Origin of the sequence: Phytopseudomonas daroniae (assembly GCF_004327275.1) — a bacterium.
Classification (GTDB): Bacteria; Pseudomonadota; Gammaproteobacteria; order Pseudomonadales; family Pseudomonadaceae; genus Aquipseudomonas; species Aquipseudomonas daroniae.
Genome location: NZ_QJUJ01000010.1, coordinates 165964 through 183044, shown reverse-complemented (window position 1 = coordinate 183044; position 17081 = coordinate 165964). Strand labels below are relative to the sequence as shown.

The following is a 17081-nucleotide window of genomic DNA, read 5'->3' as shown; positions in this document are numbered from 1 at the left end:
CGCCTTGCCTGGCTCTAGCTCGCGAGACTTTAAACAGGTTCTAAGTGGTCTGCTGCGACCCTGCGTCAGGCTTTATAGTGCGCCGACGAGCGAGCGGAGGACGTGATGAAGATTCTGGTCACCGGAGCAAGCGGTTTCATCGGTGGGCGCTTTGCCCGTTATGCCCTGGAGCAGGGCCTGGACGTGCGCGTGACTGGACGCCGGGAAGACGCGCTGGAGCATCTGGTACGCCGCGGCGCGCACTTCGTACTCGGTGATCTGAGCGATCCGCAGTTGGCGTTGTCACTGTGCAGCGATGTCGAGGCCGTGGTGCATTGCGCCGGCGCCGTGGGTGTCTGGGGGCGCTACGACACCTTTCATCGCGGTAACGTGCTGCTCACCGAAAACGTTATCGAGGCGTGCCTGAAACGCCGGGTTCGACGGCTCGTTCACCTGTCCTCGCCATCGATCTATTTCGATGGGCACGATCATGTCGGTCTGAGCGAAGAGCAGGTGCCGAAGCGCTTCTCCAGCCACTACGCGCGTACCAAGTTTCTCGCCGAGCAGCGCGTGTTCGGGGCCCAGGAGTTTGGCCTGGAGGTGCTGGCGCTACGCCCGCGCTTCGTCACCGGGGCGGGCGATGTGAGCATCTTTCCACGGTTGATCGCCATGCAGCGCAAGAAGCGTCTGGCGATCATCGGCAATGGCCTGAACAAGGTCGATTTCACCAGCGTGCACAACCTCAACGAGGCGTTGCTCAGCGCCTTGCTGGCCGCCGGGCCGGCGCTGGGCAAGGCTTACAACATCAGCAATGGGGCACCGGTGCCGCTCTGGGACGTGATCAATTACGTGCTGCGCCAACTGGAGTTGCCAGCGGTCACCCGGCATGTGCCGGTCGGCCTGGCGCGCAGCGTGGCGACGCTCAATGAAGGGATCTGCAGCCTCTTGCCGGGGCGCCCCGAACCGACGTTGTCACGCCTGAGCGTGGACGTGATGAGTCGCAACTTCTCTCTGGACATCAGCCAGGCGCAGCAGTATCTGGATTACGAAGCGAAAGCCGGCTTGTGGCCAGCGCTGGATGAGTTCTGTCGCTGGTGGCGGGCTCAGGCGTAGATTCTCTGGCCGCGATAAATCCGTATCGAGCTGCTTGCATGCGGCATACCGTTGTCGACGCGTGGCGTCGGCAGCTCCTCGACCATTGGTGTGTCGCTCAGTTGCGCGAGGCGCAGGCCCAGTTCGCGAGTTTCTCGGTCATTGGAGGTCAGGCAGGCGGCTAGCATGGCGGGTACTGCGTCCTGCTGGCTGAGGCGGATTTCCACCGAGAGCTCCTCACGCAAGCGGCGGCGCAGGTTCTTCATGCAGTCCAATATTTCTCGATTCAGTTCCATGTGCTACCCCGTGCTGGTGAAAAGAGGGCTGTCATTCAAGCCGGGTGATCACGACCGCCGATGTGCTGGCGGTCTTATTCGTTAGCAAGGTGTGTACCAGTTCACAGGCTGCGGAACTGGCCGGCTATACGCGGGTCTCTGTGCCCAATACGCCCCGCAGCGGTGCAACCGCTTCCAGGTGGCACGACACTGAAGCGCCACGTGCGAATCGGTATACTGCGAGGCATTCTGCCTCCACCGTGGTTTTCTCAAGGTTTTTCTACATGCGCAACGATGCCCACGACGAATTCGATGACGTGCCCAGCCTGACGCCGGATCGGCGTGATCAGGATGATTTCGACCCCGAGCCGCAGCCCTATGTGCGTGCTGGCGCGCCTGCCAAGGCTGCCGCCGCGCCGCGTGCTGCCAGTACCGGCCCGCTGTGGGCGCTGGTTGGCGCGTTGAGCATCGCCCTGGGCGGCGTGGGCTGGTGGAGCTTCCAGCAGATCAGCCTGATGGAGCAGCAATTGGTCGCGACCCAGGAAAGCTTCGCGCGTATCAGTGAAGAGGCGGCAGGCCGCATCCAGGATATTTCCGGCAAGGTGGTGGCGGCTGAATCCAGCGTCACCAGCGGCAGCGAGGCGCTGAAGCTGCAGGTACGCCAGTTGGAGAACAAGGTCGCCGAGCTGACCAAGCAGCAGCAGGCTGCTGGCGGCCAGCAGAGCGGGCAGGACAAGCGCATCGAGCAACTGGCCGCCGATCTCAAGGCTCAGCAGGGCGACAGTGGCAAGTACGCTGACGGGCTGAAGGCGCTGGGCGGCGAGCAGGGTACGCTGAAGAGCGAACTGGTTGCCGTGAAGAGCGAGCTGGCCACGCTGAAGAGCGGCCAGGCGGATGCCGGCAAGCTGGCAGCGCAGGTCAAGAGTCTGGCTGGTGACGTCGAGGCGCTGAAGAAGGCCGGCAACTCCAACCAGGCCATCGACCGCCTGGAGCAGGATCTGCTGGTGCTCAAGAGCCAGTTGGACAATCGTCCGGCTGCCAGCGGTAACAGTACCGCCGAGTTCGATGCGTTCCGCGCGCAGACCACGCGTAGCGTCAATACCCTGCAGGCGCAGATTCAGAACCTGCAGCAGCAGATCGACGCCCGCTAGGATGATCCATCGACGTGCCGGGTGACGTACCTGGTGCCGATACGAAAAGGCCCGCGTGAGAACGCGGGCCTTTTTCATGGTCATCCCTGGCGGCCACCCTTCGGGTCGTCGCAAGCGACGTTAAAAATGGCTCCCGACCATTTCTTATTGCGCAGCGGAAAATTACAGACGCGGGTAATCGATGTAACCAACGGGGCCGGATCCGTAGAAGGTTTCGTTGTGCGCCTCGTTCAGCGCTGCGCCCTGGCGCAGGCGTTCCGGCAGATCCGGGTTGGCGATGAAGGGCACGCCGAATGCCACGGCGTCGGCCTTGCCGCTGGCCAGCCAGGCATTCGCCTGATCCTTGGAGAAGCGTTCGTTGGCGATGAACACACCGCCGAAGGCTTCCTTCAGGCTTGGCGACAGGCTGTCATCGGCTTCCCGCTCGCGGGCGCAGAGGAAGGCGATGTTACGTTTGCCGAGCTCGCGGGCCACGTAGGTGAAGGTTTCCGTGCGGTTGGAATCCCCCATGTCATGGCTGTCCGCGCGGGGTGCCAGGTGCACGCCCACGCGGCCTGGTTCCCATACGCTCAGCACTGCATCGGTGACTTCCAGCAGCAGGCGTGCGCGGTTTTCCAGGGAGCCGCCATAGTTGTCGGTGCGCTGGTTGGTGCTGTCCTGCAGGAACTGATCGAGCAGGTAGCCGTTGGCCGCATGGATTTCCACGCCGTCGAAACCGGCAGCCTTGGCGTTTTCCGCGCCCAGACGGTAGGCGTCGACGACGTCGGCGATTTCTTCGGTTTCCAGGGCTCGTGGGGTGACGTAGTTCTTCGTCGGGCGAATCAGGCTGACGTGGCCGGCAGGCTTGATGGCGCTGGGAGCCACCGGCAGTTCGCCGTTCAGGTACGACGGATCGGAAATCCGTCCCACGTGCCACAGTTGCAGAACGATCTTGCCGCCGTTGGCGTGCACGGCCTTGGTCACTCCGCTCCAGCCACGTACCTGGTCATCGGACCAGATGCCCGGGGTGTTCGGGTAGCCCACGCCCATGGGGGTGACCGAAGTGGCTTCGCTGATGATCAGGCCGGCCGAGGCGCGCTGCACGTAGTACTCGGCCATCAGGGCGTTGGGTACGCGGCCCTCGTCGGCGCGGCAGCGGGTCAGGGGCGCCATGATGATGCGGTTGGCGAGTTGCAGATCGCCGATCTTGATGGGGTCGAACAGTGTGGTCATGGTCAGGATCCTCGGGTCATTCGCTGAATACGGGTTGAGGTGCGGGTGTACGGGTAGAAAAACTCAGCAGAGTGGCGATCAGTGCCAGACCGGCCAGCACGGCGGCCGCCAGCGGCACGCTGGTGAGGCCATAACCGCCAGCGATGACCAGCCCGCCGACCCAGGCGCCCAGGGCATTGCCCAGGTTGAAGGCGCCGATGTTCAGGGTCGAAACCAGGGTGGGTGCGGCGGCGCCGTAGGTCACCACGTTGACTTGCAGGGCAGGCACGGCGGCGAAGGCGGCCACGGCCCAGATAAACAGGGTGATTTCCGCCGGGATCAGCGCCTGGCTGCTCCAGCTGAACAGGGTGGAGACCACTGCCATGGCGACGAACACGCCGAGCAGGGTGCGCTTCAGGTTGCGGTCGGCGAGGCGTCCACCGAGTACGTTGCCCAGGGTCAGGCCGAGGCCGATCAGCAACAGCGTCCAGGTCACGCCTCTGGGCGAAACGCCAGTGACCTCGCCAAGCAGCGGGGCGATATAGGTGAACAGGGCGAACATCGAGGCAGCGAACAGCGCCGTGGTGCTCAGCGCCAGCCACAGGCCACCGCCACCCAGGGCGGCGATTTCACTGCGCAGGTTGGCGCGCGGTTCATCAGTGCGGCGCGGCAGTGCCATCCACAGGCCGATCAGTGCTATCACGCCGATCAGGGTCACCGCCCAGAAGGTCGAGCGCCAGCCAGCGGCTTGCCCCAGGGCGGTACCCAGGGGCACGCCCAGTACGTTGGCCAGGGTCAGACCGGTGAACATCATCGCCACTGCCGAGGCGCGGCGATTGGCCGGCACCAGGCTGGCCGCCACCACCGAACCGATGCCGAAGAACGCGCCGTGACACAGGGCGGTGATCACCCGGGCGATCATCAGCATGCTGTAGTCACTCGCCAGGGCGCAGAACAGGTTGCCGACGATGAAGATGCTCATCAGCGAGAGCAGGGCGGCCTTGCGTGGCCAGCTGGAAGTGACCAGCGCCATGAAGGGGGCGCCGAGGGCCACACCCAGGGCATAGCCAGTGACCAGCCAGCCGGCACCGGGAATCGAGACGCCGAGATCGGCGGCGACCTCGGGCAGCAGCCCCATGATGACGAATTCGGTGGTGCCGATGGCGAATGAGGATAAGGCGAGAACGAGTAAGGCTGCGGGCATGCCATCAGTTCCTGGAAAGAGGTTGTGGTTCAGAGTTCTTGGCCGATCAGGCGAAGGAAAGTGGCGATGGTTTCGTCGTTGCGCTTGAAGAAATGCCATTGACCGACCTTGCGGCTGGTCACCAGGCCGGCCCGCTGCAGAGTCGCCAGATGGGCAGATACCGTGGATTGCGACAGACCGGTGCGCTCGTCGAACTTGCCGGCACACACGCCGATGTCGAACGGGTGATCCTGCTCGGCGAAATGCGCCTCTGGCTCCTTGAGCCAGCGCAGTATGTCCCGGCGTACCGGGTGGGCCAGGGCCTTGATCACTTCGTCCAGATCGATGTCGTCGGTGCTCATCGGTTTTCCTGATGGGGGTGCAACGCTATATCGCGATGCAGCGAACTTTATATCGGGACTTGGCGATATACAGATCGTTCAGGCGGATAATGCATATCGACCGGCGTGATGGGAGGGGCCCTCGCTAGCGGCGTGCCGAGGCTCTAAGAACCTGTTCACGATCTTTCGAGCAATGACAGCAGAAAGGCGGGAGCGGACGCTCACTCCGTAGGGTGGATGACGCTCTTTTCATCCACCAGCCCGTAGGATGGGTGAAACCCATCAATTTCCGATGGGTTTCACCCATCCTACGACCGTCCGCTTGCGCCACATTGCCGCCGATCTATAGGGATACGGGTTCCTGTTTGCCAAGTGCACAAAGATCGTGAACAGGCTCTAACAGCTACCTGCGTTGCCATCGCGGCGTTAAAAACAGGCTGGATCGCCAGCCCGGTCAAAATGCTCATTTACAGCTTGTAAACTCCGCTTTCTCGCCTGTTTTTGCCTTGCGCTGACTGCCTCGCCGACGTTTTCAACAGCCTGTTAAGCTTTACGCCATGAACTACCTCGCACATTTGCACCTGGGCGGTAACGCGCCCGCCGAATTGCTCGGCAGCCTGTATGGCGATTTCGTCAAAGGGCCACTGAGCGGGCAATGGCCGGCGTCCATCGAGGCGGGTATTGCCCTGCATCGGCGTATCGACGCCTTTACCGACAGCCATCCGTTGCAGGCGCGGGCGCGGGCACGCTTTCCCGCCGAGCGGAGGCGGGTTGCCGGGATTCTCCTCGATCTGTTCTTCGATCACTGCCTGGCGCGAGACTGGCAGCGCTACAGCGAGCAACCTCTGCAGCAGTTCACGGCGCGCGTCTACGGGGTTCTGGCTGCCGAGCTGCGTTTACCTGGCAATCTGCAACGCATGGCACCGCGCATGGCGGCCCAGGACTGGTTAGGCAGCTACCGGGAATTCGAGGTGCTGGAGCAGGTGATCGCCGGTATGTCCCGGCGCCTTTCCCGGCCTGGCTTGTTGGACGGTGGCCTGGAGGATCTGCGTCGTCTGTACGAGCCGCTGAGCGAGGACTTCAGTGCTTTCTATCCGGCGCTGATGGTCTTCGCGCGCGAACAGCGCGAGCAGTTGTAGTCAGTCTTCGCTCTGCAGGCCGAGCCGTTCGAGCAATGCAGGATTGAGCTTGTTGCGTCTGGCGCCTTCGAGGTGCGCGCGCAGGCGATCGGCTGCACCGAGGCGGTCGCCGCGTTCGATCAGGTCGAGAATTTCCAGATGCTCCAGCACCTGCTTCTGCCGCAGTGGGCGGGGCAGATCCACGCTGTATTCGACCAGACGCCGCAAGCCATTGAGGCGTTTCAGCGATTGCAGCAGAAAGCGATTGCCCGAGAAGCCGGCGAGGATCTCGTGGAATTTGGAGTTGGCCTCGAACAGCTCCTGAGTGGTCATGCTCAGGTAGCCGCTGCTGGCGATGTATTCCTGTTGCTGGCGACACAGCGCCAGCACTTTCTGGTCGACCTGAAAGGTCGGTGAGAGCAGGCCGGCCGGCTCGATGGTCACCCTGAAGGTGAAACTTTCCTCGTAGGCCTCTACCGAGTCGATCACCGGCAGCATTCGCCAGCCCTGGCCCGTGCGCTGCTCGGCCCAGCCTTCCTGCTGCATGCGCAGCAACGCCGAGCGCAGTTCGGTGCGCGAGATGCCGAACTGGCGCATCAGGTCGATTTCGGTGAGGTGCTCGGGCAGTTGCCTAGACAGGCGCAGCTCGACGAATTTCATGTACACCGAATCCTCTTCGGCTTCGGCGATCTCCAGTACCAGATCATTGAGATCGTCGGCCGCCCGAGCAAGGAAGAAACCACGGTTACGGTCGTACTTGAGCATGCCGCGCTCGGTGAGATGGCTCAGTACGAATTTCACCGGTGTGCGCGAGGTGTTCAAGGTCTGCGCCAGCTGTGATTCCGCCAGGTGATGGCCAACGGGCAGGCGCTCGCGGCGAACGTAGGCGATGACCTCGCGGGCGACGCGTTTCTGTAGGGCAGTGAGAGCCATCGAGTGAGTGTTTTCCTGAGCCATGGCGGTGGCGTTGATTCTCCGTGGGGGCACTACCGGTCTGGCTGAACGTGCCAGTCAGGCACTGCATTCTGCTACGTAATCTGCCTCGCGCAAAGGTGCTGTAGCGAACCGTTACTTTAAACGTATATTGTTTTTTGTTTCGATTAAGATCAATATTGTCTTCCCTGATATACCGGTAAGGCCCGTTACAGAGCGCTATTTGTTGGTTTTTATCGGCTGTATGAGCTTTGTTGCGATAAAAGGCATGACCGCTTGCCGTGCTTCCACTTCTCTCCAATGCCCGGCGGGGTTCGATCGTCACTCGCATCGGCGCACCCGATCGAGACTCAGGCCAGCAGGCTCTTTTCTTGCGGGGCGCTCCTCCACCGGGGTTACCGCCGCACTGCAGTTGCATGTACCTAAGGGGAAACAATGTTCAAAGGCCACTGGCTGAATTACCTGGGAACGCCACTGGTCGGCGCTATCGGTGCCCTGATCGCCAGCGCCATCGGTTGGCCGCTGCCGTGGATGATCGGTTCGCTGGTCGCGGTAATCCTGGTGCGCTGCACCACCGCCTGGCAGTTGCAGGTACTCCCTGGAGGTCGCAAGTTCGGGCAATGGATCATCGGTATCGGCATCGGCCTGCACTTCACGCCGGCGCTGGTCGAGCAGATTGCCGGGCACCTGGTGCCGATCATCATCGGTGCGTTCATCACCGTACTGAGCAGCATCATCGGCGTATGGTTCATGCGCCGCACCGGGGAAACCGCAGCGACGGCCTACTTCTCCAGCATGCCTGGCGGTTCGACGGAGATGGTCAACCTCGGGGCTCGCAACGGCGCGGAGCTTACCCGGGTCGCCGCGGCGCAGAGCCTGCGGGTAGTCGCGGTCGTGCTGCTGGTACCCGCGCTGTTCAAGTTTCTGGTCGGTGACGGCGAGGCCTTCCCACACCCCATCCATGCCGACTGGCCCTGGCTGGCGCTGATCCTGCCACTGGCGGGGACGGCGGGCTGGTTGATGCAGCGTTTCAGGCAGCCGAATGCCTGGTTGTTCGGGCCGCTGCTGGTCAGTGCGGTTATCAGCATCGGCTTCGATCTGCACAGCACCCTGCCCGCAGGCGCCAGCCAGGCCGGGCAGTTGATGATCGGCAGCGCACTGGGTTGTTTCTTCAATCGCGCCTTCTTCCGCTACGCGCCTTCGTTTCTGGCCCGCACCCTGCTCACCACGCTGGCGATGATGCTGGTGGCGTTCCTGGCAGCGGTGCTGATCGGCTGGGGGAGCGGGTTGGGTTTCCAATCCCTGACCCTGGGCATGATGCCGGGCGGGATCGCCGAAATGAGTCTGACGGCGGAAACCCTGCAACTGGCGGTGCCGCTGGTTACCGCGATGCAGGTGGTTCGGCTGTTCGTGGTGTTGTTTCTCGCCGAGCCGATCTTCAGGCGTTGGCAGCGACAGAGCGAGCGCAGGTGCCCCTGATGGCGTTTCATCCTTCCGTTCTCGGCCGTCTGTAGCGCCGGATCAGTGCTTTCTCCAGTTCGGCGATGCAGAACAGCAGGGCGCCGGCCGCCAGTACCCGCAGCCATTCGCTGGCGCTCAGACCGGTAGCGCCGAACACCTGTTGCAGCGGCGGGGCGTAGGTGAACAGCAGCTGCAGCACCACGCAGGCGGCAATGGCGATCAGTACGGCGGGGTTGCCCAGCAGCCCTTCGCGGTTGAGCACCGAGTCGAAGATGTGGCGGCTGTTGAACAGGTAGAAGATCTCGCACATCACCACGGTGTTGACGGCGATGGTGCGCGCGCTTTCCAGGCTGGTGCCGCGTTCCAGCTCCCAGAGGAACAGGCCCAGGGCGCCGGCCATCATCAGCACCGAGACCATCAGCACGCGCCAGACGAAGAACCCCGACAGCAGCGGTTCGGCGGGATCGCGCGGGGCGCGCTTCATCAAGCCGCTCTCCGAGGGTTCGAAGGCCAGGGCCAGGCCCAGGGTGCTGGAGGTGACCATGTTGATCCACAGCACCTGCACCGGGGTCAGCGGCAGGGTCAGCTGGAACAGGATCGCGCTGATGATGATCAGCGCTTCGCCGCCGTTGGTGGGCAGCATGAACAGGATGAATTTCTTCAGGTTGTCGTAGATCGCCCGGCCTTCGCGCACCGCCCCGGCGATGCTGGCGAAGTTGTCGTCGGCCAGCACCACCTCGGCGGCTTCCTTGGCCGCTTCGGTGCCCTTGCGGCCCATGGCCACGCCGACGTCGGCGCGTTTCAGGGCGGGCGCGTCGTTGACCCCGTCGCCGGTCATCGCCACCACCTGGCCGCTGGCCTGCATGGCCTGCACCAGGCGCAGCTTGTGTTCCGGGCTGGCGCGGGCGAACACCTCGACGGTGGACAGCACCTGGGCCAGGCGCTGGTCGTCGAGCAGTTCGATCTCGGCACCGGTCATGGCCGGGCGGTCGATGCCGATGCCCAGTTGCGCGCCGATGGCGCGGGCGGTGTCGACATGGTCGCCGGTGATCATCCGTACCGAGATGCCGGCCCGGCGGCATTCGGCGACCGCGGCGATGGCTTCCTCGCGTGGCGGATCGATGATGCCGACCAGGGCCAGCAGGCTGAAACCCTGCTCGACGTCGGCGATGTTCAGGCTGCGTTGTTCGGCCGGCGCCGTACGCGCGGCGATGGCCAGCAGGCGCAGGCCGCGGGCGGCCAGGTCGGTGGCCTGGCGGCGCCAGTAATCGGCGTCGAGTGGCTGTTCACTGCCGTCGCCGCCGCGCTGGCTGGCGCACATCTCGAGAATGCGTTCCGGTGCGCCCTTGAGGTAGATGATGCCGTGGCCCTCATGGTCATGGTGCAGCGTGGCCATGAAACGGTGTTCGGACTCGAAGGGAATGACGTCGCTGCGCGGCAACTGGCCGTGCAGTTCGGCAACGTCCAGGCCGGTCTTGAGCGCCAGGGTCAGCAGGGCGCCCTCGGTCGGGTCGCCGTGCAGCAGCCAGTGGCCGTCGTTGTCCTGTTGCAGCCGGGCATCGTTGCACAGTAGGGCTGCACGACCGATTTCCTGCAGTTCGGCATCACCGTCGCCGACCGCCTGGCCGTGGCGCTGGAAGCCACCCTCGGGCGCGTAGCCGACGCCGCTGACATCGACGATGGAGGTGGCGCTGACCACACGCTGCACGGTCATTTCGTTGCGCGTCAGGGTGCCGGTCTTGTCCGAGCAGATCACCGTCACCGAGCCGAGGGTCTCCACCGCCGGCAGGCGCCGCACGATGGCGTTGCGCTTGGCCATGCGCTGCACGCCGAGGGCGAGGATCACGGTCATGATCGCCGGCAGGCCTTCGGGGATCGCCGAGGCGGTCAGCGCCACCACCATCATGAACATGTCCGCCGCCGGCTGGCCGCGCCACAGGGTGCCGAGGACGAAGGTCGCCGCGCCGAACAGGACGATGGCCAGGGCCAGCCAGCGGCTGAACCGGTCGATCTGCCGCAGCAGCGGCGTGGACAGGCTTTGCACCTGGCGCAGCAGGGTGCCGATACGCCCCAGTTCGGTGTCGACCCCGGTGGCGACCACCAGGCCGACGCCCTGGCCACTGCTGACCAGGGTGCCGGAATAGGCCATGCCGCGGCGGTCGCCGAGGGCGGCGTCGGGCGCCACGGCGTCGACGGATTTCTCCACCGGCACCGACTCCCCGGTGAGGGCGGCTTCCTCGACGTTGAAATTCTTCACGCTGAGCAGGCGCAGGTCGGCCGGCACCTTGTCGCCGGAGGCCAGCAGCACCACGTCGCCGGGCACCAGTTGCTCGGCGGGGATCTCCCGGCGTTCGCCGCCACGCAGCACCATGGCATGGGCCGAGAGCAGGTCGCGGATGGCATCCAGGGCGTTCTCGGCCTTGCCTTCCTGGATGAAGCCGATGACTGCGTTGACCAGCACCGCGACGAGGATCACCGTGGTATCCAGCCAGTGGCCCAGCAGTGCGGTGACCAGCGACGCGGCGAGCATCATATACAGCAGCACATTGTGGAATTGCGCCAGCAGGCGGCGCAGGGGGCCACGGCGTTTCGGCGGTGGCAGACGGTTGGCGCCGTGCTGGTGCAGGCGCCGGGTGGCTTCGTCCTGGCTCAGGCCATCGTTGCCGCTGGCCAGTTCGTCCAGCGCATGTTGTTTATCCAGGGCATGCCAGCGGTGCTCTGCAGCGGCGGGGTTTCGCTGGGGCATGTCGGTGTTCTCCATTGGTTTGCATGGGGGCAACGGTAGCCCGGCTGCCTGCCCGCGGTCTGACCTGGATCAAGATTCGACGCCGCGTTACGGCGTTCAATGGGTATGAACCCAGGGTCAGCGAGGTGACCAACAATGAAAAAACTACTGGTGGCAACCGACCTCTCGGAACGCTCCGCGCCAGCTGTGCAGCGTGCTGCACAGCTGATGCACAAGCAGGGCGGCGGCGAATGGACGTGGTTGCATGTGGTGGATGACGATGCGCCCGAAGACTTTGTAACGGCACATGTGCAGCGTGCCGAGGCGCTGTTGCAGGAGCAGGCACAGCAGGTCGCCGAGCAGGCAGGCAGCCGTCCGCGGGTTCTCGTCTTGCGGGGGCAGGTGGAGCAGGTCATCACCGAGATCGCCGAACAGTTGCAGCCCGATCTGATCCTGGTCGGCCAGCATCGGCCTGGTCGTCTGCTCGACCTGTTCAGAGGTACCACGGTGGCGCGCCTCATCCGTGCATGCCATGTGCCGGTATTGCGTGTGGCCAACGAGGTGCGGGGGGACTATGCGCATACCCTGCTGGCGCTGGATCTGTCGCCGGCTTCGCTGCAGGCCTTGCAGCGTGCCCGCGAGCTGGATCTGCTCGACCTCGAGCACTGCGACGCGGTCTATGCCATCACGCCGATCCCGGTGAGTGTGGTGGCCGAAGTGGGCAACGACCGACGCTTGCTGCAGGCCCAGGCCCGCGAGGCGCGCGAGCAACTGCTGCGCGGCCTGGAGGGGGTTGGCGTGAGCTTTCCCGAAGCACGTCTGCACTTACCTCTGGGCGAGCCGGGGCATGCCCTGGAGCTGGTGCGCAAGGAGACCGCGGCGGATCTTCTGGTGATGGGCACCCATGCCCGCCAGGGGATTCAGCGTTTTCTGCTCGGCAGCATTGCCAGTCGTATGCTGGCGGACAGCCACGGCGACGTGCTGGTGGTGCCACCGCACGCCTGACTCAGGCGGCCTGCTGCACAGTGGCTTCGCCATACAGCGCCTGAGCGACGGCCGCCTGGGCGCGACGGGCCAGTTCGTTGCGATTGCCTGACTGGCTGTCGATGGGCTCCAGCAACTGGATCTGCACCTCGGCGATATCGCTGCTCATCAGGCGCAGCAGGTGCGAGAGCATGTCGTCATCACCGATGAAGGGCGCCACAGGACACACCTGCCCATCACGCAGGTAACGGATGGCCACCGGCTGCAGATCGATGCCGCTTTCGATGGCGCTGCTCAGCAGGCGGCCGTGAAAGGTACGCAGCGCCGTTCCATCACAGGTGGTGCCCTCGGGAAAGATCAGCAGATGCCGACCGCTGTTCAGGTGCCGCCCCAGTTGCTGGTTCAGCAAGCCGCCATCGCCCGCGCCGCGCCGAATGAACAGCGTGCCGGCCCTGTGCGCCAGCCAGCCGGCTACCGGCCAGGTGCGCACCTCGGCCTTGGACAGGAACGACAGCGGTGCCAGCATGCCGATCAGCGGAATGTCCGTCCAGGAGATGTGATTGCTCAGCCACAGCATGGGCTTTTGTGGAAGTTGCCCGTGGACGCTGACGCGAAACGGCAGGGCGTTGCCGAGGCGGGCGAGGAGCCAGCGAGTCAGGCGCTGGCGCAACCCCATTAGGTCACGGCGGCTCAGGCGTTCGATGGGAGCCAGTAGGGCGGCGAGCAGAGTGGCTACAGCGATTACCGCCAGCAGGCGGGTCAGGCGCACATACAAACGCAGTTTGCTCATCGGTGTTTCTGACCTGCTAAGGCTAGTAGTCGGAGGGGCCCTGATCGAGAACTGGCAGCGACCGGCGCGGCATTATCTACCGCGCATGGCCGCCATCGACAAGCGTCTTCTCAGAGCCTGTCCATGATCTTTGTGTACTTGGGAACCCATATGCCTATGAATGACGGCAATAAGGCATAAGTAGGGTGGATGACGCTCTTTTCATCCACCAGCCCGTAGGATGGGTGAAACCCATCAATTTCCGATGGGCTTCACCCATCCTACGACCGTCCGCTTGCGCCACTTTGCTGTCATTGCACATGAAATTTCGTCGAAAGATCGTGAACAGGTTCTTAGACCGCTGCCTTGAAATGCCGCGCATAACGCGGGCACAGTTCGTCGCGCTTGAGCAGGATGAACACGTCGGCGACCTGGAAATCCTTGTCCCAGCACGGCTCGCCGCAGACTTTCGCACCCAGGCGCATGTAGGCTTTGAGCAGTGGTGGCATCTCGGCGATGACGTTACCTGACAGCTCCAGAGCAGGCAGTGGCGTTTTCGGTTCTGCGCGCAGATTTTCGGTGCACAGGTAGCGTTCGCGCAGACGCTGCATGATCGCCTGCGCCTGGATGCCGCCGTCCTGCATGGGAATGCTGGCGCAGCCCATCAGGTAGCGATAACCGCCCTCGTTGAGTACCTCGGCCAGCTCGGCCCAGAGCACGGCGATGGTACCGCCATTGCGGTAGGCGCTGTCCACGCAGGTGCGGCCGATCTCCAGCACCGGCCCTTGCAGGTGACGCAGGCCATGCAGGGCGAATTCCTCTTCGCTGTAGAAGCGCCCGAGGCCGGCGGCTGCCTGGTGGTCGAGCAGGCGCGTAGTCGCCACCAACTCGCCGCTGTTCAGGTCACGTACGCCGATGTGCCGGCAGTGCAGGTCATAGTCATCCATGTCCAGACCCAGTTCGGCGCCTTTCAGCTTGGCGTCGAACTCGGCGCTGAATACACGGAAGCGCAGGGCCTGTGCCTCGCGCAAGGCGCACGGAGTGGTCAGGCGCTCGGCCTGCAGACGACGGGAAGTGGTGCTGCGCGCGGGTGCCATGGCGTTCTGGGTCATGCCTTACCTCCGTTGCGGGTCGGGGCAGCGCTGCTGCTCACTCGAACCGGATTGGCCTGCTGACCTGAGTAAACTCAGGAAACAAACGCAGGCTAGGCAGGGCTGGTGTCACCACTGTGAAGCTTTGGTGATGCTTGTGTGACAGCCCCCGCGGAGGGCACATCGGTGCTGGCGAACGATCGGGTTCAGTCTTGCCGCAACCTTGCTTACCATGTGCGACCGATAGCCTTTGAGCGCACGCACCGAATGTTCTTCATCAGAAACCTGGGTTTGCCCTTCATCCTCATAGCCGGTGGCCTGGTCGCGCTGATGGGCCTGGTGTTGCTGTCCCAGCAGAGCGGCTCGTTCGCGTCCTGGGCGCAGACCGCGCGGGCGATTTTTCCCTGGATGATCCTGCTGCCGGCGTGCGGTGCGTTGTGGGCCACGCAGCGGTTGCTGCAGATCTGGCGCTGGCGCCGCGGCACCCTGGATGGCGGCTGTGAGCGCTGCACGGGCGTGATGGCAGGCGACCGCTGCCGGATGTGCGGCCAGCGGCGTTGATTTGCCATGCGCACCGCGCTTTGCAAGGCGTACCCGGACGGCTATCGTGGCGCATCCCCACCTCTCTGCCGAGATGCCATGTGCCCGTCGTCCCATTTTCCTTCTGTGCGTGATTGATGGCCGGTCAGGTATTTCCCTGGCGGGAAGGTAATCGCTTCACCCTGCTCAACGATGGGCCGGTCTTTTTCCCGCGGATGATCGCGTGCATCGACGCCGCCCTTGAGACGGTCGAGATCGAGCAGTATCTGGTGGTCAGTAGTGCCTGCACCGACGCCCTGTTACGTGCCCTGTGCGAGGCCGCGCGACGCGGCGTGACGGTGCGTTGCCTGTTCGATGCCTTCGGCTGCCAGGGCCTCAGTCTGCGCGACCGCCAATCGATGCTCGATGCCGGCGTACAACTGCGCTGGTACAACCCGCTGCGCTGGCGCCGTGGCATGCGCAACCTGTACCGCGATCACCGCAAATTACTGGTGATCGACGAGCGAACCGCCTTTGTAGGTGGAACCGGTTCCACCGATGAGTTCTGGACGCCCGGCGAGCCGGTGAGCGCCTGGCATGAAGTGATGGTGGAAATCGACGGGCCGCTGGTGGCCGACTGGCTGCAACTGTTCGACCGCCAGTGGCAGGCCAACAATGCCCGGTTCGCCTGGCGCCCGTACCTCACACCGCATCGCAAGCCGCTGCCCCATCTGCCGCCAGCCGGGCCGGGCTGGGGCAGGGTCGCCTATGCCGATGCCCGTCAGCATCGCGACATCCTGCAATCGCTGATCCGTGCACTGAACGGTGCGCAACGGCGCGTGTGGCTGGCCACCCCGTACTTTTTGCCCACCTGGAAAGTCCGCCGTGCGCTGCGCAAGGCAGCGGCGCGGGGCGTCGACGTTCGCCTGCTGCTCAGTGGCCGGCACACCGATAACCCGCCCGTGCGCTTTGCCGGGCAGCGTTACTACCCGCGGCTGCTCAAGGCGGGCGTGCGTATCTTCGAGTTTCGTCCGCGTTTCCTGCATCTGAAGATGGTGCTGGTGGACGACTGGAGCAGCGTCGGTTCCTGCAACTTCGACCACTGGAACCTGCGCTTCAACCTCGACGCCAACGTCGAGACCCTGGATGCGGACTTCACCCAGGCGGTGCTGCAGAGTTTCGAAACCGATTTCCCGCAGAGTCGCGAGGTCGATTTGCAGATGTGGCAGGCGCGGCCGTTCTGGAAACGTCTGCGTCAGCGCCTGTGGGGCTGGCTGGATCGCCTGGTGGTCAATCTGCTCGATCGGCGTCGTTGATACGAGCCAGCATGCGCAGGTAAAGGCGTATGGCCTGCGGGTTAATCTTCCGGTATCTGATCCGTATTCAACTCCCATAAGACATCGAGAACGTGCTGCGTCGAGCGTTCCAGATCTTTGCTTCGATGGGCGATCCCGAGTTGTCGCCACAGCGTAGGATGTATGGAGCGCATGAGGATTCTTGCGTCGGGTTGCGGTGTCGACGCTTCGTGGGGAAGCAGCGTTGCGCCATATCCCGCAGCGACGAGACTTTTGATCGCATCGTTGTAGTTCAACTGAATACGAGGTACCGGCTGCTTTTCAGCATGGACAAACCAGTCGGCAACCAGCCTCGATAGCTGAGTACTTTTGTCATTCAGAATCAGCGGTTGATCCACCATCCATTCTGGCGTCACCCTATCGGGGCAATCCCAGCGAGCGGGTACGAAAGCCATCACGGGATCACGTCTCCACGGCTCGATATGCAGGTTTTTAACGGCTGACTGCGGCAGTGCGACCAAGCCAATTTCCAATTGGCCCTCGGCAAGGTTCTTCAGTGTTTCCTGTGATGTCAGTACGGATACCTGAACATCTATTGCCGGGTGGCGCTCGCTCAATATCTCCAACGCCTGCGGCAACAGTTGGGCGAGTGCGCCTGTAGAGGCGCCTAGTCGTACACGTCCGGTCAGTCCTTGCACCTGTCGCTTTACTTCGTCCAGCGCTTGCTCGGCATCCGCCAGTAAGCGGCGTGCACGTTCAATCAATGTGTAGCCAATCGCAGAGGGCTGAATGTTTCCTCGAGTACGGGTGAGGAGCTTGCCGCCAACACGCGATTCCAGCTCCGATATATGCAGGCTGACGGTTGGCGGCGCGAGATTCAGCAGTGTGGCCGCTTCGGCAAACGAACCCAAGTCAGCGACGGCAACCAGTGTGCGCAGGCGATCCAGGCTGATTTCACGCATCAGTAGCTCGAT

At 63.6% G+C, this 17081-nt stretch carries 16 protein-coding genes; 7 read left to right on the top strand and 9 right to left on the bottom strand.

Features of this window, described 5'->3' with window-relative positions:
* The first annotated feature begins 105 nt into the window (after nt 1–105).
* On the top strand, nt 106–1092 hold the full coding sequence (locus DNK10_RS21185; protein WP_131192902.1) for an NAD-dependent epimerase/dehydratase family protein: 987 nt from the start codon (nt 106–108) through the stop codon (nt 1090–1092).
* Here DNK10_RS21185 and DNK10_RS21180 read toward each other — a convergent pair.
* The gene (locus tag DNK10_RS21180) at nt 1083–1367 is read right to left on the bottom strand and encodes a hypothetical protein (protein WP_131192901.1); all 285 of its coding nucleotides are present in this window, start codon (nt 1365–1367) and stop codon (nt 1083–1085) included. The genes DNK10_RS21185 and DNK10_RS21180 overlap by 10 nt on opposite strands.
* Before the next feature lie 263 nt (nt 1368–1630).
* Between DNK10_RS21180 and DNK10_RS21175 the strand changes: the two genes are divergently transcribed.
* A complete protein-coding gene (locus DNK10_RS21175; protein ID WP_131192900.1) occupies nt 1631–2497 on the top strand; it encodes an ATPase in 867 nt (288 codons plus the stop codon).
* A 162-nt stretch (nt 2498–2659) separates the two neighbouring features.
* Here the strand turns inward: DNK10_RS21175 and DNK10_RS21170 are convergent, their stop codons facing one another.
* From DNK10_RS21170 to DNK10_RS21160, 3 genes are read right to left on the bottom strand one after another with little or no spacing between them, the layout of a single operon-like run.
* Complete coding sequence (locus DNK10_RS21170; RefSeq protein WP_131192899.1) at nt 2660–3709, bottom strand: alkene reductase; 1050 nt, start codon at nt 3707–3709, stop codon at nt 2660–2662.
* 16 nt (nt 3710–3725) lie between these two features.
* Nucleotides 3726–4892, bottom strand: coding sequence for an MFS transporter (locus tag DNK10_RS21165; protein ID WP_131192898.1), 1167 nt, complete (start codon nt 4890–4892; stop codon nt 3726–3728).
* A 29-nt stretch (nt 4893–4921) separates the two neighbouring features.
* Entirely contained in the window at nt 4922–5233 is a 312-nt protein-coding gene (locus tag DNK10_RS21160) for an ArsR/SmtB family transcription factor (RefSeq protein ID WP_131192897.1), read from the bottom strand.
* Between the two features lie 536 nt (nt 5234–5769).
* Here DNK10_RS21160 and DNK10_RS21155 point away from each other — a divergent pair.
* On the top strand, nt 5770–6351 hold the full coding sequence (locus DNK10_RS21155; protein WP_131192896.1) for an acyl carrier protein phosphodiesterase: 582 nt from the start codon (nt 5770–5772) through the stop codon (nt 6349–6351).
* Here the strand turns inward: DNK10_RS21155 and DNK10_RS21150 are convergent, their stop codons facing one another.
* Nucleotides 6352–7263, bottom strand: a complete 912-nt coding sequence (locus DNK10_RS21150; RefSeq protein ID WP_165496020.1) for a GntR family transcriptional regulator — start codon at nt 7261–7263, stop codon at nt 6352–6354. It abuts the gene before it with no gap.
* 435 nt (nt 7264–7698) lie between these two features.
* Here DNK10_RS21150 and DNK10_RS21145 point away from each other — a divergent pair, with 435 nt between their 5' ends.
* The gene (locus DNK10_RS21145) at nt 7699–8742 is read left to right on the top strand and encodes an AbrB family transcriptional regulator (protein ID WP_131192895.1); all 1044 of its coding nucleotides are present in this window, start codon (nt 7699–7701) and stop codon (nt 8740–8742) included.
* A gap of 7 nt (nt 8743–8749) precedes the next feature.
* Here the strand turns inward: DNK10_RS21145 and DNK10_RS21140 are convergent, their stop codons facing one another.
* The gene (locus DNK10_RS21140) at nt 8750–11470 is read right to left on the bottom strand and encodes a cation-transporting P-type ATPase (RefSeq protein WP_131192894.1); all 2721 of its coding nucleotides are present in this window, start codon (nt 11468–11470) and stop codon (nt 8750–8752) included.
* A gap of 135 nt (nt 11471–11605) precedes the next feature.
* On the opposite strand from DNK10_RS21140, the gene DNK10_RS21135 reads away from it, so the two are divergent.
* On the top strand, nt 11606–12454 hold the full coding sequence (locus tag DNK10_RS21135; RefSeq protein ID WP_131182049.1) for a universal stress protein: 849 nt from the start codon (nt 11606–11608) through the stop codon (nt 12452–12454).
* A 1-nt stretch (nt 12455) separates the two neighbouring features.
* Here the strand turns inward: DNK10_RS21135 and DNK10_RS21130 are convergent, their stop codons facing one another.
* Together DNK10_RS21130 and olsB are read right to left on the bottom strand one after the other, a co-directional pair.
* Nucleotides 12456–13223, bottom strand: coding sequence for a lysophospholipid acyltransferase family protein (locus DNK10_RS21130; RefSeq protein ID WP_131192893.1), 768 nt, complete (start codon nt 13221–13223; stop codon nt 12456–12458).
* A gap of 332 nt (nt 13224–13555) precedes the next feature.
* The gene (olsB, locus tag DNK10_RS21125) at nt 13556–14314 is read right to left on the bottom strand and encodes an L-ornithine N(alpha)-acyltransferase (RefSeq protein WP_131182051.1); all 759 of its coding nucleotides are present in this window, start codon (nt 14312–14314) and stop codon (nt 13556–13558) included.
* Nucleotides 14315–14560: 246 nt separating this feature from the next.
* Between olsB and DNK10_RS21120 the strand changes: the two genes are divergently transcribed.
* Nucleotides 14561–14854 carry a hypothetical protein gene (locus tag DNK10_RS21120; protein WP_131182052.1) on the top strand — a complete coding sequence of 98 codons (294 nt, stop codon included), beginning with the start codon at nt 14561–14563 and terminating at the stop codon, nt 14852–14854.
* Between the two features lie 116 nt (nt 14855–14970).
* The gene (locus tag DNK10_RS21115) at nt 14971–16128 is read left to right on the top strand and encodes a phospholipase D-like domain-containing protein (protein ID WP_131182053.1); all 1158 of its coding nucleotides are present in this window, start codon (nt 14971–14973) and stop codon (nt 16126–16128) included.
* A gap of 41 nt (nt 16129–16169) precedes the next feature.
* On the opposite strand, the gene DNK10_RS21110 is transcribed toward DNK10_RS21115, so the two are convergent.
* Nucleotides 16170–17069: a LysR family transcriptional regulator gene (locus DNK10_RS21110; RefSeq protein WP_131182054.1), complete on the bottom strand. Its 900-nt coding sequence runs from the start codon at nt 17067–17069 to the stop codon at nt 16170–16172.
* Nucleotides 17070–17081 lie beyond the last annotated feature (12 nt).

Excerpts from the sequence above, each read along its gene's own strand:
- DNK10_RS21130 (WP_131192893.1), bottom strand. The coding sequence starts at position 13,223 with ATGAGCAAACTGCGTTTGTATGTGCGCCTGACCCGCCTGCTGGCGGTA.
- DNK10_RS21155 (WP_131192896.1), top strand. The coding sequence starts at position 5,770 with ATGAACTACCTCGCACATTTGCACCTGGGCGGTAACGCGCCCGCCGAA.
- DNK10_RS21120 (WP_131182052.1), top strand. The coding sequence starts at position 14,561 with ATGTTCTTCATCAGAAACCTGGGTTTGCCCTTCATCCTCATAGCCGGT.
- DNK10_RS21145 (WP_131192895.1), top strand. The coding sequence starts at position 7,699 with ATGTTCAAAGGCCACTGGCTGAATTACCTGGGAACGCCACTGGTCGGC.
- DNK10_RS21175 (WP_131192900.1), top strand. The coding sequence starts at position 1,631 with ATGCGCAACGATGCCCACGACGAATTCGATGACGTGCCCAGCCTGACG.
- DNK10_RS21135 (WP_131182049.1), top strand. The coding sequence starts at position 11,606 with ATGAAAAAACTACTGGTGGCAACCGACCTCTCGGAACGCTCCGCGCCA.
- DNK10_RS21150 (WP_165496020.1), bottom strand. The coding sequence starts at position 7,263 with ATGGCTCTCACTGCCCTACAGAAACGCGTCGCCCGCGAGGTCATCGCC.
- DNK10_RS21140 (WP_131192894.1), bottom strand. The coding sequence starts at position 11,470 with ATGCCCCAGCGAAACCCCGCCGCTGCAGAGCACCGCTGGCATGCCCTG.
- DNK10_RS21180 (WP_131192901.1), bottom strand. The coding sequence starts at position 1,367 with ATGGAACTGAATCGAGAAATATTGGACTGCATGAAGAACCTGCGCCGC.
- DNK10_RS21110 (WP_131182054.1), bottom strand. The coding sequence starts at position 17,069 with ATGCGTGAAATCAGCCTGGATCGCCTGCGCACACTGGTTGCCGTCGCT.
- DNK10_RS21165 (WP_131192898.1), bottom strand. The coding sequence starts at position 4,892 with ATGCCCGCAGCCTTACTCGTTCTCGCCTTATCCTCATTCGCCATCGGC.
- DNK10_RS21185 (WP_131192902.1), top strand. The coding sequence starts at position 106 with ATGAAGATTCTGGTCACCGGAGCAAGCGGTTTCATCGGTGGGCGCTTT.
- olsB (WP_131182051.1), bottom strand. The coding sequence starts at position 14,314 with ATGACCCAGAACGCCATGGCACCCGCGCGCAGCACCACTTCCCGTCGT.
- DNK10_RS21170 (WP_131192899.1), bottom strand. The coding sequence starts at position 3,709 with ATGACCACACTGTTCGACCCCATCAAGATCGGCGATCTGCAACTCGCC.
- DNK10_RS21115 (WP_131182053.1), top strand. The coding sequence starts at position 14,971 with ATGGCCGGTCAGGTATTTCCCTGGCGGGAAGGTAATCGCTTCACCCTG.
- DNK10_RS21160 (WP_131192897.1), bottom strand. The coding sequence starts at position 5,233 with ATGAGCACCGACGACATCGATCTGGACGAAGTGATCAAGGCCCTGGCC.